Raw genomic sequence first — 25,411 nt, 5'->3', positions numbered from 1 at the left:
AGGCTCGAAATTTGCGGTGGTTCTCCAACCGTCATGACAAATATGTCATTGCCGGTATGAAAGCTATTTGTACTGATCTCTCCCAACATGCTGAACGTGTATCGCATTGTCCAGGACAATGTATTACTGGCCATTTTGTTGCTGGTATTCCCGGCATTCAATATAATGGCAGGCGCCCTTCCGGCCCCTGCCGCGGCTCCTGTTATCACGGCGCATCCCCAGAGTTTCAGTACCTGCATCAATGATCCCGGCCAGGCGCTTAGCGTAGCCGCCGAAGGGGCGGGACCTTTCCAATATTCCTGGCAGCAGAAAACCGGAACTGCTCCCTGGGTAAATATTGAAGGAGCAAGCGGCAGTTCTTATACTCCCGCTACCCGGCAGGCGGGTACCGTCTTTTACCGGGCAAGGGTTACTTCCGCAGACGGAAGCGCTATTTACTCCAATGCCGCTACCGTCACTATTTACCGCCCCCCGGCCTTCAGCATTGCCGCGCCAGCGGAAGCTGTCTGCCTGAATTCAGCCCTGACCATCCGCTCGGGAATAGATATCAGCGTATGGGATATTGAATGGGAAAAAAGCAGCGATGGCGTAAACTGGGAATCAACCGGGGTCCATGAACCCCAGATCCCCATGCTACTTCATCAACAGGTTTTACGCAATACCGGCTCAGGGCTACGCCAAAGGGCATGCCCAATCCCATCTGCAGTCCTGTTTCCACGCCGGTTAGCGTGGAGGTAATGGATTGCATGGCGCTGGCCGTAAGTAAAACAGCATCCGCCGCTGAAGTTTCCGCCGGCGATCCGCTTACTTATACTATTAACCTGACTAACCGGGGGCCTTCCGCCTTACAGGCCGGGCAGGTGATCACGCTGAAAGAAGCGCTTCCCGAAGGCTTTAACATAGGTTCGGTAAATGCGCTGGGAACGCTGGACCTGGAGGCGCAAACCTGGACCGGGATTCAACTGCAGCCGGGGGAAAGCACTTCCATTACGATCGAAGGAACAGTCGCTCCTGATTATACCGGCGACCCCTTCGTCAATACGGTAACGGTCATTCCTCCGGAAGGCGTAAAAAATACGAGCAGAATCGATTCCCTGGATCAAACCACTACCCCCATACGGCGAACCGCCGACCTTGTGATCACAAAAAAAGCCCTTCAATCTGCCGTGAAGGCCGGGCAGGCGCTTAATTACGAGATCAGCATTACCAATAACGGACCCAGCCGCATTTTACCGACAGACGCTTTCAACCTGCTCGAAGAGCTTCCGGAAGGCTACCTGATACGTAACTACGAAGCGGAAGAAGGGGTTTTTAACTACCTCACCGGCGACTGGACGGAAGCAGACCTGGAAGCCGGCGAAACGATCCGGCTCTTCGTGTACGGATTGGTGGACTCCCGGTTTGAGGGCGCTTCCATTTCCAACACCACCGGCCTTACTCCCCCGGACGCGGTAACGGATCCTGTCCTGCCGAACACTTCGGGTGTCACCACCCCGGTTACAAAAGAAGCCAACCTTGAACTGGTAAAGGCGGGGCCGGGCAGGATGACCCCCAACGAGAACGTCTGGTACACGGTCCGCGTGACCAATAACGGCCCCAGCTATGCAAGGGATGTACTGATCACCGACGCTGTACCCCCGGAGGTGGCCGTCGAAAGCTGGAGTACTACCCCCGGCCCGGGAACGCAGATACTTAGCGGCGAAACCGGGACCGGCAATGATGTGGAAGTTCGCGCAAATATCCCCGTGGGATCGGACGTGCTTATACGGATCAATGGAAAAGTAATTCCCGGGAGCAGCGGCGAAATAGTGAACGAGGCCACAGCGGTACTGCCCGCGGATATCCCCGACCCCACACCTAATACCGATAGCCATACGAATATGCTGGACGGAATGGATCAGCTTTTGCTGCGCAAGCGCGGGCCATCCGGAGCTGTTTCAGGAGGCGCTATTACCTATACTATCCAGCTGATCAACAACAGCAATGTCACCCTCAGCGATATTCAGTTTGAAGACCTGCTCCAGCCGGCCGAGGCGCTCAGCGGCATCCGGTGGACAGCCGTTCCTGATGACCCGGGAGTCACCATGTCCCTGGAAAGCGGCAATTCCCTGCCGATTAACCTGGAAGCGAGCATCCCTCCCGATAAAAAAATAACCATCAGCATACGCGGCACCATCGCGCAAGATTTCACCGGCGAGATCCTGAACACCGCAAACGCCGTTTCAGGGACAGAAATATCCGGGGACGAGGTAAGGACAAATGTTTACAAACCGGCGGCAATAACCATTGAAAAGAGCGGCCCGGCCCAGGCGGAAGCCGGTGCCGAAATCAGCTATACCATTACTGTTTCCAATACCGGAAGCGGAGAATCCGGGGACCTGCTTATCTCAGACCGCCTTCCGCTGGGCAGCAAATACATCAGCAGCGACGGCGGAACCTACAATAAAAATTACCATACCCTCTTCTGGCGGCATGAAACCGGCCTGGCGCCAGGTGCTTCCATTGAACACCAGGTAAAAGTTCAGGCGCCCGCGGACGCACCGGAGATCACTAATATTGCCAGCGTTGCCGGAAAAAGCGATGCCTTCGTGACGGAAATAAGACCGGAAGCCGGTTTAAGTATCAGCAAAACGGCGCCCGACAGCGTTTACCAGCAAGACAATTTTTCCTACGTTATCCTGGCACGGAACAACGGCCCTTCGACCGCGAGAAATATCACCATCACAGATGCGGTTCCGGCCGGACTGGAAATAATTGATCCCGGCGGAGGGGTCGTAAACGGGCAGGAGATCACGTGGGCCATCCCTTCTTTGCCAAGGAACGGCGTACGACGCTTTACGGTAGAAGTGAAGGCGCCCTCTCAAAGCGCCACCCTTAGCAACTCCGTCAGTATCCGCGCTGAAAGTCCCGACCCGGACAATTCCGATAACACCGCCTCGGCGGTTACGAGGGTCTTACCTTCCACCGATTTGCTGGTGGAAAAGACCGGGCCCGCAGAAGCCTACGCCGGGGAAGAGGTAAGCTACCAGCTAAGGGTAAGCAACCTGGGGCCCTCGGCTGCAGAAAACGTCATTGTTACCGACCGCCTTCCTTCAGGAATGGAATATATCGCCTCGGACCTTGCCCCTGCGGACAGCCTTGCAAATCCGCTTAGCTGGACCATTCCCCGCCTTGAACCGGGGGAAAGCTCAACCATTAATGTGACGGTCAAGACTCCGGGAAGAGTAGGAATAGCCAGGAATATCGCCGACGTCACGGGCCCGTTCTATGATAAGGACCCGGTAAATAACCGCTCCATTTTTTCAACGACCATTACCCCTGCCGCGGATGTGGAAGTGATCAAGGAAGGCACCGCGGCCATTGACTCTGCCGGCATCATCCGGTACGAGATACTGATTCGGAACAACGGACCTTCCACAGCTTTGAATGTCACTTTCCAGGATCAGCTCCCCACGAACCTGGGAGCGCCCCTTAGCATTTCCAACGGCGGCGTGTACGATCCGGGCAGCCATGGTATCTCCTGGCCCGCGCTACCGGCAATGGCAGCCGGCACAGAAAGGCTTCTGACTGTCCGCGTAGGAGTAAATGCAAATGCCTCTTCTTTTACCGTCAGCAATACAGCGGCTATTCAATCAACCGTATTCGACCCGCAAGCTGCAAATAACCGCTCCGTATTCAAAACAGGTGTTTACCCTCCGGCCGATGTATTTTTCAGCCTTTCACAGGACCGGGTATGCAAGGGACAAATGCTTGCGCTTAGCGGGGGCGGGGTGCGGAATAATGTTCCGGGAACAGGGGTGTATTCAGGACCGGGAATAAGTGAGGGCCAGTTTAATTCCGCTAACCTGGAACCTGGCGATTACGAAGTTACCTACACCTATACGACCCTGGGCGGAACGGTAAAACAGCTGCGGGACACACTTCACCTGCTGCCGGCTGCCCGGGCGGATGCCGGTCCCGACCGGGAGATACTGGAAGGTGATTCTATTGTGCTGGAAGCCGGGGCTACAGGAGAGATCATCCGCTGGACTCCTTCCGAAGGCCTGGACAACCCGGCCATTGTCCGGGCGGTAGCTGCTCCCCGGGTAACGACCACTTACCGGCTGACGGCGGAAAATCCCGGTACCTGCAGCGCCTTTGACGAAGTGACGGTATACGTATATCCCCGGCTGGAGATCCCCAATGCGTTTACTCCTAATGACGATGGGGTAAACGATACCTGGAAAATCGTGAATATTGAAGAGTACCCCAATGCCACGGTACAGGTTTTTAACCGGAACGGAGACCGGCTTTTCATTTCAAGGGGATATGCAGAAGAATGGGAAGGAGAATTTAACAATAAACCGGTTCCACCGGGTACTTATTACTACCTCGTCCGGCCCAACGGAGGCATTTTGCAGCCGCTCACCGGTTCGGTGACCATTATCAGATAATTTTCTGCCCCGGGGGTGATTAACGGAAAGTCCGGTCGAGTTCTCTTTGAGTATCCCGTTCTTTTATCGACTGCCTTTTGTCATATTCCTTTTTCCCCTGTGCCACAGCGATCTCGAGCTTGGCGAACCCCCGTTGGCTGATGAATATGCGCAGCGGAATAATGGTAAGCCCTTTCTCATTCACTTTAGTCCTAAGCTTCTTCAGTTCATTTTTCTGAAGCAGCAATACCCTGTCCCGTTTTGATTCGTGATTATAAAAGGAACCATGGGAATATTCGGCAATATGCATATTCCGCACATACAGGGTGTCGTCAATAAAAGAGCAGAAGGCGTCATTGATATTGGCCTTCGCTTCGCGTATAGACTTGATCTCCGTTCCAAGCAGCTTCAGGCCCGCTACGTAGCGGTCAAGAAGATGGTACTCGAAATGAGCTTTTTTATTTTTGATGTTTATATCTTTCATCTGAAATTACTCTTCCTTTCTGACAATCAGAACAGGTACTTTCACCAGGTGCCTTACCGCATCAACTGTTGTGCCTAAAATAATATCCTTTAATGCGCGGTGGCCGTGAGCGCCCATTACCAGGAAGTCGCATGCATCTTCTGAAATGATCCTGGCAATGGAAGGAGCGGTCTTTCCGTAACCGATCCTGTAGTCGGCCTGGTAGCCGAGCTTCCTGATATCTTCCACGTATTTTTTTATATTCTCTTCGTCGCTGCGCGTTTCAAAATCCCGGATCTCCCCACCCATATAATGAGCCCCGGCCGATTCCACGATATGAATAAGCAGGTAGTTGGCTTGCTTTCCTCCCTGCATAAGCGCGTACCGGATTGTATCCCGGTCATTCCTGGAAAAATCGATCGTCAGCGCTATTCTTCTCAATTCCATCTTGTCGGGAAGTGTGATGCTCAGCGCTTCCCCATGAGGAATATTTCTTTTCAATCGCCGTTCCCGCCTGATCAATGGCCCGAAGGTCACATAGAGCAGCAGTATGCCGGTAATAATAGCTACCGGAACCACAAATATATAGAGATAAACCGGGTTTTCTGCTCCGCCAATCCAACCGCCGATACTTTCCGCCACCAGTTTTACATTTAGCCCCACAATGATAATAGCTGCCGACCAGGCCAGGACCTTTACCCATGTTTTTATGGTGTATTCGCCCATGCGGACCCTGTCGCTATTGAAATGAATAAGCGGGATAACGGCAAAACCCAATTGCAGGCTAAGCACCACCTGGCTAAGGACCAGGAGATTTCCAAGAGCATCTTCTCCGAAATAAAGAATGGTAAAAAATGCGGGAATAATGGCCAGCAGGCGGGTGAGTAAACGGCGAAGCCAGGGCCGGATGCGAAGATTAAGGTATCCTTCCATGACGATCTGCCCGGCCAGCGTGCCGGTAATGGTGGAGCTTTGCCCGGCCGCGATCAACGCAATGGCAAATAAGGTGGGAGCAAGCGATCCGAACAGGTCCTCCAGCAGGCGGTGGGCGTCCTGAATTTCATCCACCATCATTCCGTTCTTATAAAAGGCGGTAGCGGCAAGAATAAGAATGGCTGCGTTCACAAAAAATGCGAGGTTCAGGGCTATCGTGGTATCAAGAAAATTAAACTTCAATGCGTCCCGGAGGCCGGAGGGGCTCCTGTCTAGCTTCCTTGTTTGAACGAGGGAAGAATGAAGGTAGAGGTTATGGGGCATTACCGTAGCCCCGATAATCCCAATAGCAATGTAAAGCGCTTCGCCGGATAGCAGGGAGGGCTCAAAACCCCGGACTACTTCCCCTAAATCCGGGCTGGCGATGATCATTTCCGCTAAAAAGGACAATCCAATGATCGAGACCATGGAAACGATGAAGATCTCCATCAGCCGGATGCCCCGGTTCATCAGGAATAGAACAAGTATCGTATCAAGTACGGTAATGGATACGCCGGCTATCAGCGGAAGCCCGAAAAGCAGCTGCAGCCCGATAGCCATCCCGATCACCTCTGCCAGATCAGTAGCCGCAATGGCTATTTCCGCCAGGATGTATAAAGGTATATTTACAATCGGCGGATAAGTATTTCGTGAAGCCTGGGCCAGGTCCAGGCCGCGCACAATCCCCAGCCTCGCACTCAGCGATTGCAGCAGCAGAGCCATGAGATTGGACATTAGCAGGACCCAGATCAGTGAATAGCCGAAATTGCTTCCCCCGGCAAGGTCGGTTGCCCAGTTTCCGGGATCCATGTATCCCACCCCTACCAGGTAAGCGGGCCCGATGAATGCCAGAAACTTTTTCCAGGGGCTTTTCCCCGTAGGAATAGCGACGCTGGAATGAACTTCGCTGAGGGATTCGCTGCTATTGCTTCGTGCCATTAGCTTGTAACTAGTATATTATTGGACACCTCCTTACTGAGGTATATTTTGCTTCCTCCCCGTCTTCCACGACTACTGAACCGTCGTACTCGTTTCTTTCCACCATGCTGATCCTTTTGCCAAGCACCATGTTCAGCCGTTCAAGGTAATGCAAAAAGGTACTGCTGTGATCGCTTACCCCGGATATCACACCGGACTCGCCTCTTTCCAGTTTAGACAGCTTGATAAAATCATGTTCGCGGAATTTACCCGTCTTTGTGGGAATAGGATCGCCATGCGGGTCAAACTGAGGGCAACCCAGGAATTCATCCAGCCGGTCAACCAGCTTTTCCGAATTAATATGCTCCAGCTCCTCCGCAATATCATGCACCTCATCCCATCCGAAATCCAACTTATTTACAAGGAACACTTCCCATAAGCGATGCTTCCTGATAATATTCACCGCGGTAACCTTCCCCTGGCTCGTAAGGCTCACCCCCTGGTATTTCACGTAGTTGATCAATCCCTTTTCAGATAATTTTTTCAGCATATCCGTCACCGACGCTGCCCGCGTATTCATTTCCTCGGAAATAGCGTTAGTACTGACCATTTCTTCCGTTCTTTCAGATAGCTTGTAAATAGCTTTCAGGTAATTTTCCTCTGTAAACGAATTCATATTCAATGTTTAGCGCAAATCTAATAAAAAATTTAGATCAATCTAAAAAAATTTAATTTGCTTGTTATTGTTTATCTAAAAATTTAATTTTATTTTTAGTAGACTATGAGTACGCATCTTGACAAAATTGATCTGCACATCATTCGCCTGTTGCAAAAGGACGGGAGGATCACCAATTTGCAGCTTTCTACCGAAGTAGGGCTTTCGCCCGCACCCACCCTGGAGCGCGTCCGGAAACTGGAAAACAACGGGTACATTAAAAGTTATCACGCCAATGTTAACGAGGAAGCATTGGGATTCGGCATTAAAACCTTTATCCAGATAACAGTAAACCTCAACTTACCCGATTCCCGCAATAACTTTATAAGGAAAATTTCTGAGATTGACGAAGTAGTGGAATGCTACCACGTCACCGGCGAATCCGATTTCCTGTTGAAAGTGATCGTCCGCGATATGCATGCCTTTGAAGTCCTCGTACTGGAAAAGTTCAGTAAAATAGAAGAGATCAACCATCAGGCTTCTATGATGGTCATTTCCACCGTTAAAAAGAACGCTGTCCTGCCAATGGATGCCGGCTAGCCGCTAAGCAAACCCACCCGTCTTAGCCGTCAAGGGAGTCCTCTTCCTTACAAGCGATTTCACCGGATCTGCCAGTCAACCGGGTCTTTTCCCTGCGATACCAGGTATTCGTTCGTGCTGGAAAAGTGGCGGCAGCCCAAAAAGCCATAGTGTGCCGAAAAAGGCGAAGGATGGGCCGCCGTCAGGATCAGGTGTTTTTTACCGTCTATAAGCGGCTGCTTTGCCTTGGCATAATTCCCCCAAAGCAGGAAAACAACCCCTTCCTTTTCTTCCGAAACAATAGAAATGATCTTATCCGTAAAGGATTCCCAGCCCTTTTTCTGATGCGAACCCGCGCAGCCGGCCTGCACCGTTAAGGTCGCATTCAGCAATAATACCCCTTGTTCCGCCCAGGAGGTAAGGTCTCCGTGCGGGGGGATCTCCATCCCCAGGTCAGCATGAAGTTCTTTGTAAATATTTTTCAGCGAAGGCGGAATGGCAATTCCCTTTTGCACCGAAAAGGACAGGCCATGCGCCTGACCCGCCCCATGGTAGGGATCCTGCCCCAGCAATACTACCTTCACCTTGTCAAAAGGAGTGGTATTAAGCGCGTTGAAAATAAGGGATCCCGGCGGGTAAATATGCACGCCCTTTTCTTTTTCCGCTTGTAAAAAAGCTCTTAACTGGCACATGTATTCCTGGCTGAATTCCCCTTCAAGGTATTTCAGCCAGGAAGTATCCAATTGAATGGTTGACATGCTTCAAATATAAATTATTTCCGCCCGCCTTTTCTTTAAAATTTAATGAAATGACTTTTTTGTATTATAATTGTTGTATCTTTGTGACAGATAAAAATAAAACAACAATTAGTAATTCATTTTCCTTCCGTTATATCCCGCCGGTTTCTGCTTTAAGAAAATCTTTACCCACGGACGATTTGTCAAGCGATTTCATGACGGTGCCTTTATTCCCGGTCGGAAGATTTATGCATTTTAACAAATCATGACATTCGACAAATTAAATATCATAGCGCCTATATTAAAGGCGTTAGAAACAGAGGGTTATACTAATCCTACGCCTATACAGGAACAGTCCATCCCCCATTTACTTCAGGGAAGCGACCTTTCCGGCGCGGCGCAGACCGGTACTGGAAAAACTGCTGCTTTTACTATTCCCATGCTGCAGTTGCTGGAACAAGGGGCATTGGTATCAAAGCATCCTAATAATAAACTAAGGGCGCTTATTCTTGCTCCTACCCGCGAGCTGGCCATCCAGATCGGGGAATCTATCAGCAGCTACGGCCGGAATTTACGGTTCAGGCATGCGGTGATCTATGGAGGAGTGCCTAAAAATCAGCAGATCCGCGCCATGCGCGGGAATCCTGATATCGTGGTGGCAACACCCGGAAGGCTCCTTGACCTCATGGGAATGGGAGTCGTTAAACTGGATTCGATCAGTTTCTTTGTCCTGGACGAAGCCGACAGGATGCTGGATATGGGATTTATCCACGATATCCGCAAGATAGTCGCTAAGCTTCCGCCTGCCAGGCAGAACGTTTTCTTTTCCGCTACTATGCCTTCTGACATACGGCAGCTGGCCAATACGATTCTCCGGGATCCGGTGAATGTGGCCGTTACGCCGGTTTCTTCTTCATGTGAAACCGTGCAGCAGAGCATATTCATGGTAGAAAAAAACAACAAGCTTAATCTTTTACTCCACATATTGAGGGAAGAGCCGATTAAAAACGCCCTGGTTTTCAGCCGTACGAAACACGGTGCCGACAAACTGGCAAAATCCCTGAACAGTGTAGGAATAAATGCAGCCGCCATCCACGGGAACAAAACACAGGGAGCCCGGCAGATAGCCCTGGAGCGTTTCAAGAACGGCAAAGCGAGGGTACTTGTGGCTACTGATATTGCGGCCAGGGGAATTGACATTGACGAGCTTTCGCACGTAATCAATTTCCACCTTCCTAATGAGCCGGAAACCTATGTTCACCGGATTGGCCGTACCGGACGCGCAGGCGCCAGCGGTATTGCCTTCTCTTTTTGCGACCGGGAAGAACGCCCGTACCTCAAGAGTATTCACAAGCTGATAAGGAAAGAAATTCCGGTAAAGGAAGACCATCCTTTTCACATGCACATCGAGATTGCTGAAAAGCAGCCCGTTGTGTTCAACAAAAACCCGTTCAGACAGCGTGGGCGCAGGCCCGCTATGGCTGGCAGGCGCATTGCATAATTCTTTTTTATTATAACAATCAACAATTTCAACAATTTTAACATGGAAACAGGAACGGTAAAGTTCTTTAACGAAGCCAAAGGATTTGGTTTTATTAAACATGACGACTCTGCAAAGGAAACATTCGTACATAGCACTGGCCTCATTGACCACATCAAGGAAAATGACCGGGTACAATTCGACCTTAAACAGGGAACGAAAGGTATCAATGCAGTAAATGTAAAACGCATCTGATTTTTTTAAGTCTTAAACAAAAATGCTCCGGAGCTTTCAGGCACCGGAGCATTTTTTGTTTTTATCCCGCCGGTAAGAGGGCGGTTGGTGAGGCAAATACTAGCTCAGCCAGTTCTGAACATCTTCCGGGGCGGGCATTTTCAGGTCCAGCTTCATTTTCTTCCGCATTCCGCCAAGGTCGTTAAAGAATTTATTAGGATTGGCCGCTTTTAATTCTTTCAGGTTCTTAAAACCCATTTTCAGAATAACCGGAGCCCACTCCGCGGGAACGCCGGCGCTCTCCAGTTCTTCAGAAGATAGTGCCTTCTCTTTCTTTTCAGGCCGCATTTGCGGGAAGAAAAGCACCTCCTGGATCGTACTCTGCCCTGTCAGGAGCATTACCAGCCGGTCTATACCTATACCCAGCCCGGAAGTGGGCGGCATTCCGTATTCCAGGGCCCGCAAAAAATCCTCATCAAGCGCCATCGCTTCTTCATCTCCCCTTTTTCCAAGCTCCAGCTGTTCTTCAAAGCGCCTGCGCTGGTCAATGGGATCATTCAGCTCGGTATAAGCGTTCGCAATCTCTTTCCCGTTTATGAATAGTTCAAAGCGTTCCACCAGCCCTTCATCCTGGCGATGCTTTTTTGCCAGCGGAGTCATTTCAAGGGGATAATCAATGATATAGGTAGGCTGCACAAGATGATCTTCCACTTTTTCGCTGAACAGTTCATCAATTAGTTTACCGCGGCCCATGGTAGCATCCGCCGGCACTCCCAATTCCCGGCAGGTGTTCAGCAGCGTGGCTTCGTCCATGCCCGAAACGTCTATACCGGTGTATTTACGGATAGACTCGTACATGGTGAGCCGCTCATAGGGTCCTTTAAAATCAATTTCCCGGTCGCCTGATTTAACCTTTGTACCTCCCAGGAGTTCGGTCGCCAGGCTTTCCAGCAACTCTTCCACCATTTCCATCATCCAGAGATAATCTTTGTAGGCCACGTAGATCTCCATGGAAGTAAACTCGGGATTATGGGTACGATCCATGCCTTCGTTGCGGAACATCTTGCCAATCTCGTACACGCCGTCAATCCCCCCGACGATAAGGCGTTTCAGGTATAACTCATTGGCGATACGCAGGTAGAGCGGCATATCAAGGGTATTATGATAGGTCTTGAAAGGCCTTGCAGCGGCCCCGCCGTGTACAGCCTGGAGAATAGGTGTTTCCACCTCCAGCCAACCCCGGGAATCAAAAAAACGGCGCATGGTATTGATCAGCCTGGAGCGGATAATAAAAGTGCGTTTTACCTCGGGATTCACCGTGAGATCCACGTAACGCTGCCTGTAACGCTGCTCCGGATCGGTAAAGCCATCATGTATGTTACCCTCTTCATCGCGCTTTACAACGGGAAGCGGCCTCAAAGATTTGGAAAGCACTTCCAGTTCCTTCACATGCAGCGATATTTCACCCGTTTTTGTAGTAAACACATATCCCTTCACCCCGACAAAATCACCGATATCCAGCAGCTTTTTAAAAACGGTATTATAGAATGTTTTATCTTCTCCGGGGCATAACTCATCCCGGTTCAGGTAAAGCTGTATCCTTCCGCTGGAATCCTGCAATTCAGCAAAAGAGGCGCTTCCCATAATACGCCGGCTCATGATCCGCCCGGCAAGCGAAACCTGTTCAAACGCCTTGCTTCCTTCGGTATACCGCTCCTTAATATCTTTTGCAAAGGCGGTTACGTCGTATCTGCCGGCGGGATAGGGATCTATTCCCAGCTTTCTCAGGTCCTGCAGGCTTTGCCTGCGCAGCTGTTCCTGTTCGCTTAATTCTGTCATAATTCGTCCTGAAAATAAAACGGCGCAAGTTACGAAACTGACTGCAAAAAACGCGGGTTAAACACTGGTGGCGTTAAGCGCTAATGACGTTCACTTTGCGCTCATCTTTCCTGCGCCGGAGTTCTTCGTTTACCAGACGGAGTTCCCTGCTCATCTGCCCGGAAATGGCGGTATTTTCGCGGGCACGACGGAAAAGATAGGGCAATACAGACTTCACGGGTCCGTAAGGCACATATTTGGCCACTCTGTAGCCGGCGTGAGCGAGATTAAAGCTGATGTTGTCGCTCATTCCCAGCAGCTGCCCGAACCAGATACGTTTATCACCGGGAGAAAGCTGCTTTTCCTTCATACGTTCTACCAGCTTCCTGCAGCTGGTTTCATTGTGGGTCCCTGCCATAAAGGCCACCTGCTGTATATGATCAAGACAGAAGGCGACCGCCGCGTCGAAATCGCGATCACTTTCCTGCTTCGTGACATGAATGGGCGAAGGATAGCCCTTTTCCCCGGCGCGTTCCCGCTCTTTCTCCATATACGCTCCCCGTACCAGCTTGGCGCCCAGGTAAAACCCGGCTTCACCGGCGGTTTTAATATTGGCCTTCAGTATATCCAGGCTGTCATTACGATATAATTGGTAGGTATTGAATACAATGGCAGTTTCCCGGTTGTATTTCTCCATCATGTCCAGTACAAGCCGGTCTATGGCACTTTGTATCCAGCTTTCTTCGGCATCTACCAGGACGGGGATCCCGGCGGTAAAGGATTCGCGGCAAATGCGGTCCGCACGCCGGGCAGCGCGGTCGAATTCCTCTAACTCCGCGGTTGACAGGGGCTCGGCGGCAGTTATCTTTGCAAGCAGCTCAAAACGGGCAATACCGGTTACTTTAAAAACGGAAAAGGGCACTTTGTTATCTTTGCGGGCCCGGTGAATGGTTGCTATGATCTCGGCAGCGGTTTGCTCAAAGGCGGCTTCGGTTTTCTCACCTTCCACGGAGTAATCCAGGATCGTCCCTACTCCGTATTCCCAGAGGTTGGCGATATTGTCCTCGCATTCTTCAATGGTTTCCCCGCCGCAGAAGTGCGCAAAAATAGTGCTGCGGATCAGCGGCAGCACCGGCAGGCCGGCTTTAAGGGCGAAATTGGTGAGCGCCGGTCCCGTCTTCACCAGGAAATTCACATTAATAGCTTTAAAGAGCCACCAGGCTTTTTTTAACGCTTTATCGCTGAGGTGCGAAAAAGCGATCTCGGTATTGTCGAACATACAGGCGAAATATTGGTTATTACTTCAAATATGGGCGCAAAGATAAGACTGCGCCCTTTCTATTCAATTTTTATGCGTAATTTTCGCAGCGTAAGCTTAGGGAGGCGATGAACAGATTATTAGAAGAACTGGCGCAAAGGCATAGGAATGCGGCAGTAAATACGTATCCGTCAAGCGAGCGGATCTGCGATTTCAGCCGGCAGCTGATGAATTTATTATTCCCGGAACATAACGGGAAGGTGATTACTTCCCCAGAATCACTGGGAGCTGCCGTGCAGGACATCGGGCGGCTCCTCGAAGGGTTATTGCTGGATATACAGCCTGCCCTGCCCGGGGGAGCGGCCAACCTGGCCGGGCAGTTCATGGAAGCGCTCCCGGATATTTACCGGCACCTGGTTCAGGATGCCGAAGCGATCCATCTTGGCGATCCGGCTTCTTCCAATCCTTATGAAGTGATCAGGGCCTATCCGGGCTTTTATGCGATTGGCTTTTACCGGATCGCTCATGTTCTCTACGGCCTGAATATCCCCCTGCTGCCGCGCATTATTACCGAATTTGCCCACGCTAAAACCGGGATTGACATTCATCCGGCAGCCTCCATCGGTTCCCATTTCTGCATTGATCACGGCACCGGAGCTGTCATCGGGGAAACAACAGTGATCGGCGATTATGTGAAGATCTACCAGGGCGTCACCCTGGGTGCCGCAAGCGTGGACAAGGCAATGGCCAAGAGCAAACGTCATCCTACCATTGAAGATCATGTGGTGATCTATTCCGGGGCGACCATCCTTGGAGGGGAAACCACGGTGGGGCATCATAGTGTTATCGGTGGTAATGTGTGGCTGATCAAGAGTGTCCCTCCTTATTCGCGTATCTATTACAGGTCAAATGATGTTACGGCCCTTACTTAACCATACTTTAGAATGATCTACAGCCTTTTAGACCTGGTGGGAAATACACCGCTGGTCAACCTGAAGAACGTAAACCCAAACCCCAATGTCAAAGTATACGCAAAGCTGGAAGGAAATAACCCCGGAGGCAGCGTAAAGGACCGCGCCGCATACGGTATGATCAGGGGCGCCCTTGACCGGGGAGAACTTCAGCCTGGAATTAAACTGATTGAGCCTACCAGCGGCAATACTGGTATTGCACTTGCCATGATGGCCAGCTTGTTTGGCGTGGAAATAGAACTGGTAATGCCCGAGGATGCCACGCAGGAACGGGTCCTCACGATGGAAGCTTTTGGCGCCCGCGTCGTGCTTACTCCGGCGAAGGATTCTATGGAAGGAGCCATTGATTATGCCAACGCACAGGTAGCAAAGGGAGGTTACCTGATGCTCAACCAGTTTGCCAATCCCGATAACTATCTTGCGCACTACCACACTACCGGGCCGGAGATCTGGAAGGATACCGAAGGAGGGATCACGCACTTTGTTTCCGCTATGGGAACTACAGGAACGATCATGGGAGTTTCCCGTTTCCTGAAGGAGCAGCGGCCTCAGATCCAGATAGTCGGCTGCCAGCCGGCGGAAGGGGCCCGCATCCCCGGCATCCGGAAATGGCCCAAAGAATACCTTCCCAAGATATTCGAAGCCGAACGGATAGACAGGATTATGGAAATATGGCAGGATGAAGCAATGATCATGACCCGGCGCCTGGCCCGCGAAGAAGCGATATTTTGCGGGATGAGCAGCGGCGGCGCCGTGTCGGCAGCCCTGCGCGTAGCGGAAGAACTGGATAAAGGAGTAGTTGTGTGCATCGTCTGCGACCGGGGCGACCGCTATTTATCTTCCGACCTGTTCCGCTGATACCGCGCTGCCAGCGCTGCAAAGTACCTGGCACATTACGGTTAACCGGCACCGTGCCTATTTCAATTTTCCGGACAGCGCGCGGATCTCCGCGGCGGGAGAATTATTTTTATAAAGAATAGCATAAACAGCTTCGCAGATAGGCATGGAAATACCATATTGCCGGTTGATCTCGTAAAGGCATTTTACAGCAAAATAACCTTCGGCGATCATATTCATTTCCATCTGCGCCGATTTCACGGAATATCCCTTCCCGATCATATTTCCAAAAGTACGGTTGCGGCTGAACTGTGAATATGCCGTTACCAGTAAATCACCGAGGTAGGCCGATTCCTTAATATCCCGGTCAATGGGATGCACCGCGTCCACAAAGCGTTTGATCTCCTGGATGGCATTAGCGATAAGCACAGCCTGAAAATTATCTCCGTATCCAAGTCCGTGGCAAATACCGCTGGCGATCGCAAAGATATTTTTTAGCACTGCGGCATATTCCGTCCCATAAATATCATCCGATACGTTAACATGGATATAACGGGCTGAAAACAGGGCGCCTATTGACCGGGCAAGCGTCCTGTTTTTCGAGGCAATAGTCAGGTAGGACAATTTTTCCAGGGCTACCTCTTCCGCATGGCAGGGCCCGGTAACCACGGCCAGCCGGCTAAAAGGAACCCCGAATTCTTTATTGAAGAACTCGCCGACGATCATATTATCATCAGGCACGAAGCCTTTAATTGCCGAAACCACCCTTTTTCCCTGCAGGTCTTCGGGCCTGATATCTTTCAATGCATCTTTAAGAAAAGCGGCTGGTACGCTGAAGATAAGCGTTTCCGCTCCGGAAATAACCTTCCTGAGATCATTGCTTATGTGCTTCCTGTCCACGTCCAGGTCTACTGAACTCAGGTACCAGGGATTCCTTCCGAATTTGACAATATGATTGATCTGGTCCTGGTTACGCATCCACCAGGAAACCGGGTAGCCGCCGGGGGCTTCACTAAGTATCTTTACAATGGCGGTACCCCAGCTTCCGCCACCGATGACTGCTGTTGTACTTTTTTCCACAATTTCCCTGTTTGCCGCCTGCAGCTGCTTATTCTTCCCCGGAAAATAATTCAGACCGCTCCACGATCCGGACACTCGATCCGTCGCGAAGCGTTTTGGAAATTGCCAGAAAAGGAGCAACCACTACCTTCTCCCCTTCTTCAAGGCCCGATTTCACTTCTATGAACTGGTCATCCTGTATTCCCGTTACTACTTCTCTCATGGAAACAGTGCCCTCCGCTTCATTATGGATAAACACTACTTCCCTGACCTTTTCTTCGCCGCTATCGGCAGGCGGCGCTTCCTGTTCTTCCGTAGTTTTTTCTTCCTCCTGCCCGGGACGCGATTCCGTGTTCCGGTTCCGGCCGGATTCATCCCGGATGGTCACCGCCTGGATGGGTACGCTGACTGTTCCGGCAACTCTTTCTGTCTGGATATCAACCGAGGCGGAAAGCCCGGGCCGGAAGGGCGAGGGCAGGTCCGTACTTTTTGATTGCATAAGGTGCTGGTAAGATTCCGGCAGGATCCGCACCTTTACATTGAAATTTGTTACCTGGTCGATATTTGCGATCTGGTCTGTAGCAGAACCTACGTTATTGGCCGAACTGGCAATTTCCGTAACCACACCCGTAAATTCTTCGCCCAGAAAAGCATCCACTTCAATATCCGCCGTATCACCCACGGAAATGCGGGTAATATCATTCTCATTCACTTCCACCAGCACTTCCATGCTGGAAAGGTTAGAGATCCGCATCAGCTCGGTACCCGTCATTTGAGAGGTTCCAAGTACTGTTTCACCTATTTCCACGTTCAGCTTGGAAACCGTGCCGTCAACCGGCGCATAAATAATAGTACGGTCCAGGTTCTGATTGGCTTCCTTCATTCTCGCCTGGGCAGCGGCTGCGTTAAAGCGGGCGGCATCCACTTCCTGCTTGGCCGCCGTCACCTGCGCCTTCATGGCTTCATAGTCAGCAACAGCCTGGTCGTATTCAGCGTTGGATATTACTTTGTCTTCGTGAAGCTGCCGGGTACGGTTAAACGCGGATTCCAAACCCGCAAGCTGTGCCTCGTACTGGCTCAGCCTTGCCTGCGCGGTAGCAGTGTTGGACCTTGCCTGGTTAAGAGCGGCAGCCATCTGGTTAACAGTAGACTCGTATATTTCAGGCCGAATACGCATAAGCAGGTCGCCTTTTTTCACCTGGTCGCCTTCCTTCACATTCAGTTCGGTGATCTCTCCTGAAATTTCCGGGCTGAGCTTGACATCCACTTCGGGCTGGATCTTCCCGCTGGCTGAAACAGTTTCCGTAATACTCCGCCCTGTGGCAGCCTCCACGGCCACCTCTGTTCCCTTCTTATTTCCGCAGGCCCCGGCAAACAGGGTCGTTAATAGTATGATAAAAAAATTTGTTCGCCTCATATGATAACCTGTACGCTTTAATTTCTTCATGTTAAAATGCCAAACTATTCCCAAGATAGTAATCAATTACTTTACTCCTGAAAATAAGATCGTATTTGGATTGCAGCATGTCCACTTCTGCCTGGGCAAGCTGCGTTTTTGAAAGATTCAGATCAATGGCATTGGTCAGGCCGACGTCAAATCGCTTCTGGCTGTACTCGAATGCGAGCCTGGATGATTCAAAGGCACGAAGGGCCGAAGAATAATTTTTTTCCGCCGCCCGGAGATCCGCCAGCGCCTGTGCAATGATCTGGTTCAGTTCATTGCGGTTTGTATTCTCCGTGATACGGGCGCCTTCCAGGTTCAGCCGGGCGCGTTTAATCGTATTTTGTGCCTGAAATTTATTGAAAATAGGAATAGAGAGCTGGAAGCCGAAATACTGGTTGAAATTCTGATCCAGCTGGTCGTTTATCGTGAAATCGGTGCCATTGGAATACCTTGTTCCCAATCCGGCTCCAAAGGATAAGGATGGCAGTAAGCCTCCCCGGGCTATCTGCAGGTTCTCTTCCGCAGCCAGGCGCCGGTTAGCGGCCTCCTGCATGGCAGGATTGATCTCCACGGCCCTGGTAAACACCTCGGAAAGCGAATAATCCGTCTTGATCTGTTCCAGCAAGAGATCCACGTTGGCGGGCACTTCAATCCCGAAAGGAGTGGAAGGATTTATATTCAGAAAGTTTTTAAGATCCAATAAATTAATTTCATAAGTATTGATCGCCTGAGTAAGGGTAAGCTCGTCATTGGCAAGCGTCGCCTTCAACTGAAGCAAATCGCCCATAGGAATGGTACCTACATCTACTTTGCGCTGCGCGTTCTCCACCTGGGACTTGCTGATATTAACCTGTTCCTGCGTGGCAGCCATTTGCTCCCTGGAATAGAGTACCTGCACGAAAGTGGCGGCCACGTTTACCATGACCTGCTGCTTGATCCTTTCCACGGCGCTTTGATTGGCCATCATATTGTACTTTGCCTGGGCAATGGCATTCAGCTGACGGAAACCGGAAAACAGCAGCAGGGACGTATTAAGCCCCAGGTTTCCCGCACTTATCCGCTGGTCATCGATTACGTCTGTAATCGGGTTCACGCTTCGGCCAAAGCTGACATTATGCGATGCCGACCCGTTCAGATCCGGAAAGAGGTCAATTTTAGCCTGGTGTACATCCACCTCCGAAAGCCGTTCATTTATCCGCGCCTGTTCAATCTCCAGGTTGTTCTCAAGGGCATAATCAATGCATTCAAGCAGGGTCAGGTTTTGCTGGGCAGCCGCTTCCCCGCTTAAAAAAAACAGGCCGAGTACCAAAGCGAAATAACGGTAATGTGTAATCATGTGGCACAAGTATATAAATAATTTTATGTATTAAATTTCAACTGCCGTAAATTTTTAGTTACGGGTTATTACTACACCATCCTTCAAATTCACGATACGCTTCCCATAACCGGCGTTTTCTTCCGAATGAGTCACCTGCACAATAGTGATCCCATCCTTTTCATTAAGTTCCCTGAAAAGGCTCATGATCTCCCGGGCCTGGTCAGAATGCAGGTTTCCGGTAGGTTCGTCAGCGAATATGACCCTCGGACGGGCTACGATGGCGCGGGCAACCCCTACGAGCTGCTGCTGCCCGCCTGATAACTGGCTGGGAAACAAGTCTTTTTTCGCGACAATATTGAACCTGTCCAGCACATCCGCTACTCGGCTCTTACGTTCGGAAGCTCCCAGTTTCTTATAAAGCAGGGGCGTTTCAATATTTTCGTACACCGTAAGTTCGTCTATCAGGTGGTATTGCTGAAATACAAATCCGATATGGTCACGGTGCAGCAAAGTGCGCTTCTTTTCATTAAGCCCCTGTACCGATTCGTCCAGGAATAAATACTCTCCTTCCGAGGGATCCTCAAGTAATCCGAGTATATGAAGCAAAGTGGACTTTCCCGCTCCGGAAGGCCCCATTATGCTTAGAAAATCGCCTTCTTTGATCTCCAGGTCAACATGGCGCAATACATATACTCGTCCGAATCCTGCCGGGTAAGATTTTGAAATATCGTTTAAGCGGATCATTTTTAAAAATTGTAAATAAAAACGTAAAATCAAACAATGTTTGACGCCAGCAGGCGCAATATTGCGGCCAGAAGAAAATTACCCGCCTGCCGGCCGCTAAGCCCACAAAGTAACAAAGCAATGTTCGGAAACGCACACCTTCCTGTTCATTTCCGGACAAATTAAAGGCAATGCTTGCAATATTTGATCAGGTATTCATAAATTTATAACATGAAAGCCCGGAATTACTTACCGGTTGCCCTGGCGGCAGTGCTGGCAACCGCAGGCTGTCAGCCTGGCTCAACCGACGATCAGAACGCCGGCCTTGCGGCCGATCCTGATAATGGAAGCATAGAACTCCCTGAAAATTTCGGCGCCCTGGTGGTAGCCGATAGCCTTGGGCGTGCGAGGCACCTTACCGTCCGGGAGAACGGAGACATTTATGTTGCCATTGAGAACCTGGACAAAGGTGGCGGCATCGCCGCCCTTCGGGATACTACCGGCGACGGAAAAGCCGATCAGATCAGTTATTTCGGGGATTATTCCGGCACAGGGATAGGCATCCGGGACAATTACCTGTATTTCGCACCGGATTCCGCGCTTTTCCGGTATCCGTTTAAAGGCGATGAACTACTGCCCGAAGCGGCTTTTGAAACCATCGCTTACGGACTTACGTCCCGGAATCAGCATGCCGCCAAAACCTTCACGTTTGACGATCAGGGAAACGTATATATAAATATCGGCGCACCCTCCAATGCCTGTCAGGATCCGGACCGTACGCCCGGCACTCCCGGCCAGGACCCCTGCCCTATCCTTGAATACGCCGGAGGCATCTGGCGGTTCAGTGCAGGACAAACAAAACAGTCCCAGGAAGACGGGCACCGCTATGCTACCGGCATACGCAACGCTGTAGCGCTGGACTGGAATTCATCGGTCAATACATTATATGCCCTGCAGCATGGCCGGGACCAGCTGGCTAATTTTTGGCCGGAGCTTTATACGAACGAGGAAAGCGCTGAGCTTCCGGCCGAAGAATTTTTCCTGGTCCGGGACGGTTCCGATTTTGGCTGGCCGTATTGTTACTACGATCATATTCAAAACAAGAAGGTGCTTTCCCCGGAATACGGCGGAGACGGCCGGCAAATTGCCCGCTGTGATTCGGCGGAAAACCCTATCATGGCATTTCCAGGCCACTGGGCTCCCAATGACGTGCTTTTTTACGATGGAGACATGTTCCCGGAACAGTATAAGAACGGCGCCTTCATTGCTTTCCATGGCTCCTGGAACCGGGCGCCCCTCAAGCAGGCAGGTTACCTGGTAGCCTTCGTTCCCTTTAATGGCGATCAGCCTTCCGGCGACTGGGAGGTTTTTGCCGAAGGTTTCACCGGGACCGACTCGCTGTCAAGCCCGGGAGATGCGGAATACCGCCCTATGGGGCTGGCACAAGGGCCTGACGGTTCCCTGTATATTTCCGACTCGCAAAACGGACGTATCTGGCGGGTGATCTACGAGGGAAAAAACGAAGAGAATTGAACTTTTGTTATTTTTTACTGCTGGCAGCGATCACTTCCTGCCAGCCTGTTTCAAAGGACGCCGCCGACACCGCCGGAAATAAAGCGGCCGCTGAAGACTCCTCCCGATTGCAGGAACATCTTTCGCCCGCCGGAAAGGACTCCGCCGGGAAAAGCCCTCCGGACAGCACGCTCATACTGGGAAAGAAGATCTATGACAGCTACTGCCTGGCCTGTCACCAATCCGATGGCAACGGCGTGCCCGGCATGTACCCGCCCCTTACGGATACCGCCTGGCTGGCGGATGAAGAAAAGCTGATAGAGATCGTCCTCGAAGGCCTTTCCGGCAGCATCACGGTGAACGGCAAAACCTACAACCAAATGATGCCTACCCATAATTTCCTGAAAGACAAAGAAATCGCCTCCGTACTCAGCTATGTCCGCTATACATTCGGAGACAACAAAGACTATATCCTGCCGGAAGAAGTCAGCGCCCGGCGGGAGAATTGACGGCAAGCAGGTTGTTGAAGCTGCCGGTGTTGCATATCTGAATTTGCACATCCCGGACCGGGATACTTTTTGATTGCTTTCCGGATTTTACTTACTTAGCGGCCCGATGATCATATTACTGGCCCTCAGCAACTATTACCGGACCACGGTGTCCTGAAATCCCTGCATATCAAAAAAGAAGCAGGGAAAATTGATTATGAAATCCTCAGCTTCAGTGAACGGGAAGCCAAAACAACGTTTGACGCCTTGCCGGCAGCAGCCAGAAAGCTGCTGCCGCGCTTCGGGGAAAAGGGAATAAGCGAGCTGAAAGATACCATCCGCAGGAAATATTCCGCCCGGACCAGCCGTCCTGATTTTGATGTGTTTTACCGCCAGGCTGCTCTGAGGGCTTTGCATGAATTATTTGTCGGACTGAAACCTTATACAGGCCAGGTAAAATGGTATCACCGGGTAAAGCAGCAGGACCATAATTATAAAACGGCTCCCTGCCGGTTCAGCGAAGCTAAGCCGCTGCTTCAATTTGATGTGATCAGGGAAGAAGGCCGGCTGAATATCCGGGTGCAGGTGAAATTGGCCGGGCAGGCGCTCGCGGACGGAAGGTCGGCGCGCGAAGGCGGAAACACCCGGCCGCTGGCGGATTTCCGGCGGTATCATTTCCTGCTTGAGCTGGATAACAATTATTTCCTGCTTGGCTACCGGGATTTCCTGCTGCTTGAATGGCTGGAGAAAAACCCTCCCTCTTTATACGGCGATGACCCGGCCGCATTTACGCACCATGTGCTGGCCAGGCTGGAAGAAAGTCATTCCGTAAACAGGAATAATCTGATGGAGGAAGATCGTGTGGATGCGCTTCCCGTAAACCGACTGCTGTTAAGTGAACTGAACGGCGCCTTCCTGTTGCTGACCCCACAATGGATTTACGATGATTTTCTGGCAGAAGGCCCCTTCACCGCCACCCTGGAGATAAACCGCGGAGGCAGGACCTATATAATCAGGAGGAACAAACAGGCCGAAGAAGATTTCCAGGCATTACTGAGGAGCCTCCATCCGGCCTTTGAAAAGCAAAGCAACGGCTATTTTTATCTTTCTTTCGCCGATGCGCAAAAAAAGCAATGGTTCCTGAAAACATATCACCGGCTGCAGGAACAGGATATTGAACTAACCGGAATGGATATGCTGCAGCATTTCCGTTATTCTCCCCATAAGGCGCAGACGCAGGCGGCGCTCGAAGAGGGAGACGGGGAACTGCTTACGATGACCCTGGAAGTATCTTTTGGAAAAGAAAAGATATCCCTGGGCACGTTACAAAAAACGCTGATGGCGGGTCAGCGGGCGGTATTGCTGAAAGGCCATACGCTTGGCATCCTGAGCGATGAATGGTTAACTCAATATGCCACCCTGATCCGGCATGGAAAAATATCGGGAAGCAAACTGCTGGTGCCCCGCTGGATGGCGCTGACCCGCGGCGGGGAAAGCCCGGAAACGGAAATTTTTAAGCCTGTCCTGAAAGCCGGCTGGTGGGAAAAATGGGAATACTGGCAGGAACGCCAGGAACCTCTTTATCCGCCGCCGGCCGGGATGCAGGCCGCCTTAAGGCCTTATCAGCAAAAAGGATATGAATGGCTGCTGCTGCTGGCAGAAACCGGGGCCGGAGCCTGCCTGGCAGATGACATGGGCCTGGGAAAGACCCTTCAGACGATCGCTTTCCTGTTGAAACGCCTGGAGCAGGACGCTTCGGCAAGGCACCTGGTGGTTTGCCCGGCATCGCTCATCTACAACTGGCAGCAGGAACTGGAAAAATTTGCGCCGGGCATAAACTCATTGGCTTATCACGGCGCCTCCCGCACGGCCAGCGGCCCGGAGGGGCCCCGGCACAGGTATTGATCACCAGTTACGGCACTCTTCGTTCCGATGAGGAACTCCTGGCAGGGATCTCATTCGATACGGTCGTGATCGATGAAAGCCACCATATCAAAAACCCGGATGCTTTAGTCACCCGTGCTGTAAACCGCCTGCAAGCCGCTGCGCGTATCACCCTTAGCGGGACGCCCGTAATGAACAATACCTTCGACCTTTATTCGCAGCTTCATTTCCTGGTACCGGGCATGTTCGGAAGCCGTGAGTTCTTCAGGAAGCAATATGCCAATCCCATTGACCGTGACCGGGACGAAGAAAAAACAAATGCCCTGCGAAAGCTGACTGCACCCTTCATTCTCCGCCGGACAAAGGAACAGGTTGCTCCCGAACTACCGGAAAAAACGGAGACCGTTCTTTGGTGCAATATGGGCCCCGGACAGCGGGAACAGTACGAAACGATCAAAAGCGCCATCCGCAGCAGCATCTTTCTTGAAATAAAGCAGCAGGGTATCGGCAAAAGCAAGCTGGCCATTATCCAGGGGATCACCCGCCTTCGCCAGGCTTGCAATTCTCCGCTGCTGCTCCCCGCTGAAGACCGGATCAACGGGGACTCCATAAAAACCGAAATGCTCATGGAGGAGCTTTGCAATGACCTGAAAGATCGAAAAGTACTGGTATTCTCCCAGTTCAGCTCCATGCTGCACCTGCTTTCGGACGCCTGCAGGCAGCGGGGTATTGATCATTATCATTTCGACGGAAGCACCCCCAGCCGGGAGCGCATGGAAATGGTGAATAAATTCCAGGATGAAAGCAACCCGGTAAACGTATTCCTGATCAGCCTGATGGCGGGCAATACCGGCCTGAATCTTACGGCGGCCAGCTATATCTTTTTATTCGACCCCTGGTGGAACACCGCCGTGCAGGAACAGGCCGTTGACAGGAGTCACCGTATCGGACAAACCAGGAAAGTATTTGCCTACAAAATGGTATGCAGGGACAGTATCGAGGAAAAGATCATCGGCATGCAGCAGCAAAAAAAGCAACTGGCCGGCGATCTTATCGGCGAAGGGGACGGCTTCGTGAAACAGCTGAGCCTGGAAGACCTGGAATACCTGCTGGCTTAAGCGCCGCGATCTCAGGGAACAGCCGTTTTCCCCGGAGACCACCTCCGCTCCCGCCTGACGCCTTACTTCTGCGGCTGGAGGTCAAGGACCCGGGGCTGGTCGGCAGTACCATAACTGCCGTCAACGGTAAATTCCGCCCAATTACCCGAAAAATAAATATGCCCGGTCTTCGCGCTGAAATACTTAAAGCGCACCCGTTCCTCCTCGGATGCCGCTCCCCGGATCATTATGTAGAAGGTCATATCATTCCCTACCTTGACGGGCACCCCCGTGCCGCGGCAGCCCTCGTTGATGAACGCCGCCAGCTCATCATCCGCCTGGTAGCCGGATTGCAGCGAATTGGGCAGCTTTACCACCGCCGTCATGCTATAGGGGAAATCGGTTGTTTCCGCCGCTTTCCAGGAAGGCGCAGGGAATACAGGCAGCGCATCTTCGCCCTTCTTCTTCTTGCAGGCGCCCGCTCCAAACAGGAAGGCGAGCAACACTACGTATACAGTATTTTTTTTCATTTTTTTTATTTATGTATTTGCA

The 25,411-nt window shown here is 51.3% G+C and carries 22 protein-coding genes; 11 read left to right on the top strand and 11 right to left on the bottom strand.

What is annotated here, in order from left to right; all coding sequences use genetic code 11:
- Positions 1-87: 87 nt before the first annotated feature.
- Positions 88-738, top strand: a complete 651-nt coding sequence (locus FRZ59_RS10145) for a DUF8696 domain-containing protein (RefSeq protein ID WP_147698305.1) — start codon at positions 88-90, stop codon at positions 736-738.
- Positions 687-4,433, top strand: coding sequence for a T9SS type B sorting domain-containing protein (locus FRZ59_RS10140; protein ID WP_147698304.1), 3,747 nt, complete (start codon positions 687-689; stop codon positions 4,431-4,433). Before FRZ59_RS10145 ends, FRZ59_RS10140 begins: the two co-directional genes overlap by 52 nt.
- Positions 4,434-4,452: 19 nt before the next feature.
- Here the strand turns inward: FRZ59_RS10140 and smpB are convergent, their stop codons facing one another.
- From smpB to FRZ59_RS10125, 3 genes are read right to left on the bottom strand one after another with little or no spacing between them, the layout of a single operon-like run.
- On the bottom strand, positions 4,453-4,896 hold the full coding sequence (gene smpB, locus FRZ59_RS10135; protein WP_132129594.1) for an SsrA-binding protein SmpB: 444 nt from the start codon (positions 4,894-4,896) through the stop codon (positions 4,453-4,455).
- A 6-nt stretch (positions 4,897-4,902) separates the two neighbouring features.
- Positions 4,903-6,786, bottom strand: a complete 1,884-nt coding sequence (locus tag FRZ59_RS10130) for an Nramp family divalent metal transporter (protein ID WP_132129593.1) — start codon at positions 6,784-6,786, stop codon at positions 4,903-4,905.
- Positions 6,787-6,796: 10 nt separating this feature from the next.
- Entirely contained in the window at positions 6,797-7,441 is a 645-nt protein-coding gene (locus FRZ59_RS10125; protein WP_225975018.1) for a metal-dependent transcriptional regulator, read from the bottom strand.
- A 105-nt stretch (positions 7,442-7,546) separates the two neighbouring features.
- Here FRZ59_RS10125 and FRZ59_RS10120 point away from each other — a divergent pair, with 105 nt between their 5' ends.
- Positions 7,547-8,020 (top strand): Lrp/AsnC family transcriptional regulator, encoded by a 474-nt coding sequence (locus tag FRZ59_RS10120; protein ID WP_132129591.1) that lies wholly within the window; start codon positions 7,547-7,549, stop codon positions 8,018-8,020.
- Between the two features lie 59 nt (positions 8,021-8,079).
- On the opposite strand, the gene ung is transcribed toward FRZ59_RS10120, so the two are convergent.
- The gene (ung, locus tag FRZ59_RS10115) at positions 8,080-8,757 is read right to left on the bottom strand and encodes a uracil-DNA glycosylase (RefSeq protein WP_132129590.1); all 678 of its coding nucleotides are present in this window, start codon (positions 8,755-8,757) and stop codon (positions 8,080-8,082) included.
- 244 nt (positions 8,758-9,001) lie between these two features.
- Here ung and FRZ59_RS10110 point away from each other — a divergent pair, with 244 nt between their 5' ends.
- The gene (locus tag FRZ59_RS10110) at positions 9,002-10,237 is read left to right on the top strand and encodes a DEAD/DEAH box helicase (RefSeq protein WP_132129589.1); all 1,236 of its coding nucleotides are present in this window, start codon (positions 9,002-9,004) and stop codon (positions 10,235-10,237) included.
- A 42-nt stretch (positions 10,238-10,279) separates the two neighbouring features.
- A complete protein-coding gene (locus tag FRZ59_RS10105) occupies positions 10,280-10,471 on the top strand; it encodes a cold-shock protein (RefSeq protein ID WP_132129588.1) in 192 nt (63 codons plus the stop codon).
- A 99-nt stretch (positions 10,472-10,570) separates the two neighbouring features.
- Here FRZ59_RS10105 and lysS read toward each other — a convergent pair whose 3' ends face one another.
- Both lysS and FRZ59_RS10095 read right to left on the bottom strand, forming a co-directional pair.
- Entirely contained in the window at positions 10,571-12,289 is a 1,719-nt protein-coding gene (lysS, locus tag FRZ59_RS10100; RefSeq protein ID WP_132129587.1) for a lysine--tRNA ligase, read from the bottom strand.
- A 73-nt stretch (positions 12,290-12,362) separates the two neighbouring features.
- A complete protein-coding gene (locus tag FRZ59_RS10095) occupies positions 12,363-13,547 on the bottom strand; it encodes a proline dehydrogenase family protein (RefSeq protein ID WP_132129586.1) in 1,185 nt (394 codons plus the stop codon).
- A 107-nt stretch (positions 13,548-13,654) separates the two neighbouring features.
- On the opposite strand from FRZ59_RS10095, the gene FRZ59_RS10090 reads away from it, so the two are divergent.
- Together FRZ59_RS10090 and cysM are read left to right on the top strand one after the other, a co-directional pair.
- Positions 13,655-14,458, top strand: a complete 804-nt coding sequence (locus FRZ59_RS10090; RefSeq protein ID WP_132129585.1) for a serine O-acetyltransferase — start codon at positions 13,655-13,657, stop codon at positions 14,456-14,458.
- Positions 14,459-14,470: 12 nt separating this feature from the next.
- Positions 14,471-15,355 carry a cysteine synthase CysM gene (gene cysM / locus FRZ59_RS10085; protein ID WP_207910304.1) on the top strand — a complete coding sequence of 295 codons (885 nt, stop codon included), beginning with the start codon at positions 14,471-14,473 and terminating at the stop codon, positions 15,353-15,355.
- A 57-nt stretch (positions 15,356-15,412) separates the two neighbouring features.
- Here cysM and FRZ59_RS10080 read toward each other — a convergent pair whose 3' ends face one another.
- Genes FRZ59_RS10080 through FRZ59_RS10065 form a run of 4 tightly spaced genes read right to left on the bottom strand, consistent with a single transcriptional unit; the run spans position 15,413 to position 19,899 of the window.
- A complete protein-coding gene (locus tag FRZ59_RS10080) occupies positions 15,413-16,414 on the bottom strand; it encodes an NAD(P)H-dependent glycerol-3-phosphate dehydrogenase (protein ID WP_207910303.1) in 1,002 nt (333 codons plus the stop codon).
- 28 nt (positions 16,415-16,442) lie between these two features.
- Positions 16,443-17,810, bottom strand: a complete 1,368-nt coding sequence (locus FRZ59_RS10075) for an efflux RND transporter periplasmic adaptor subunit (protein WP_225975017.1) — start codon at positions 17,808-17,810, stop codon at positions 16,443-16,445.
- Positions 17,811-17,841: 31 nt separating this feature from the next.
- Positions 17,842-19,173 (bottom strand): TolC family protein, encoded by a 1,332-nt coding sequence (locus tag FRZ59_RS10070; protein ID WP_132129583.1) that lies wholly within the window; start codon positions 19,171-19,173, stop codon positions 17,842-17,844.
- Positions 19,174-19,227: 54 nt separating this feature from the next.
- Positions 19,228-19,899 carry an ABC transporter ATP-binding protein gene (locus FRZ59_RS10065; protein WP_132129582.1) on the bottom strand — a complete coding sequence of 224 codons (672 nt, stop codon included), beginning with the start codon at positions 19,897-19,899 and terminating at the stop codon, positions 19,228-19,230.
- A gap of 210 nt (positions 19,900-20,109) precedes the next feature.
- Between FRZ59_RS10065 and FRZ59_RS10060 the strand changes: the two genes are divergently transcribed.
- The 4 genes from FRZ59_RS10060 (at position 20,110) to FRZ59_RS19455 (ending at position 24,880) form a co-directional block, all read left to right on the top strand.
- Complete coding sequence (locus FRZ59_RS10060) at positions 20,110-21,411, top strand: PQQ-dependent sugar dehydrogenase (protein WP_132129581.1); 1,302 nt, start codon at positions 20,110-20,112, stop codon at positions 21,409-21,411.
- Positions 21,408-21,899, top strand: a complete 492-nt coding sequence (locus FRZ59_RS10055; RefSeq protein WP_158640599.1) for a c-type cytochrome — start codon at positions 21,408-21,410, stop codon at positions 21,897-21,899. Before FRZ59_RS10060 ends, FRZ59_RS10055 begins: the two co-directional genes overlap by 4 nt.
- A gap of 246 nt (positions 21,900-22,145) precedes the next feature.
- On the top strand, positions 22,146-23,783 hold the full coding sequence (locus FRZ59_RS19460) for a DEAD/DEAH box helicase (RefSeq protein ID WP_147698303.1): 1,638 nt from the start codon (positions 22,146-22,148) through the stop codon (positions 23,781-23,783).
- Positions 23,780-24,880: a DEAD/DEAH box helicase gene (locus FRZ59_RS19455; protein WP_147698302.1), complete on the top strand. Its 1,101-nt coding sequence runs from the start codon at positions 23,780-23,782 to the stop codon at positions 24,878-24,880. The genes FRZ59_RS19460 and FRZ59_RS19455 overlap by 4 nt, the downstream gene beginning before the upstream one ends.
- Before the next feature lie 62 nt (positions 24,881-24,942).
- Here FRZ59_RS19455 and FRZ59_RS10040 read toward each other — a convergent pair whose 3' ends face one another.
- Complete coding sequence (locus FRZ59_RS10040; RefSeq protein ID WP_132129578.1) at positions 24,943-25,389, bottom strand: hypothetical protein; 447 nt, start codon at positions 25,387-25,389, stop codon at positions 24,943-24,945.
- Positions 25,390-25,411 lie beyond the last annotated feature (22 nt).

The organism is Anseongella ginsenosidimutans (assembly GCF_008033235.1).
Classification (GTDB): domain Bacteria; phylum Bacteroidota; class Bacteroidia; order Sphingobacteriales; family Sphingobacteriaceae; genus Anseongella; species Anseongella ginsenosidimutans.
This window is presented reverse-complemented; position numbering and strand designations above follow the sequence as displayed.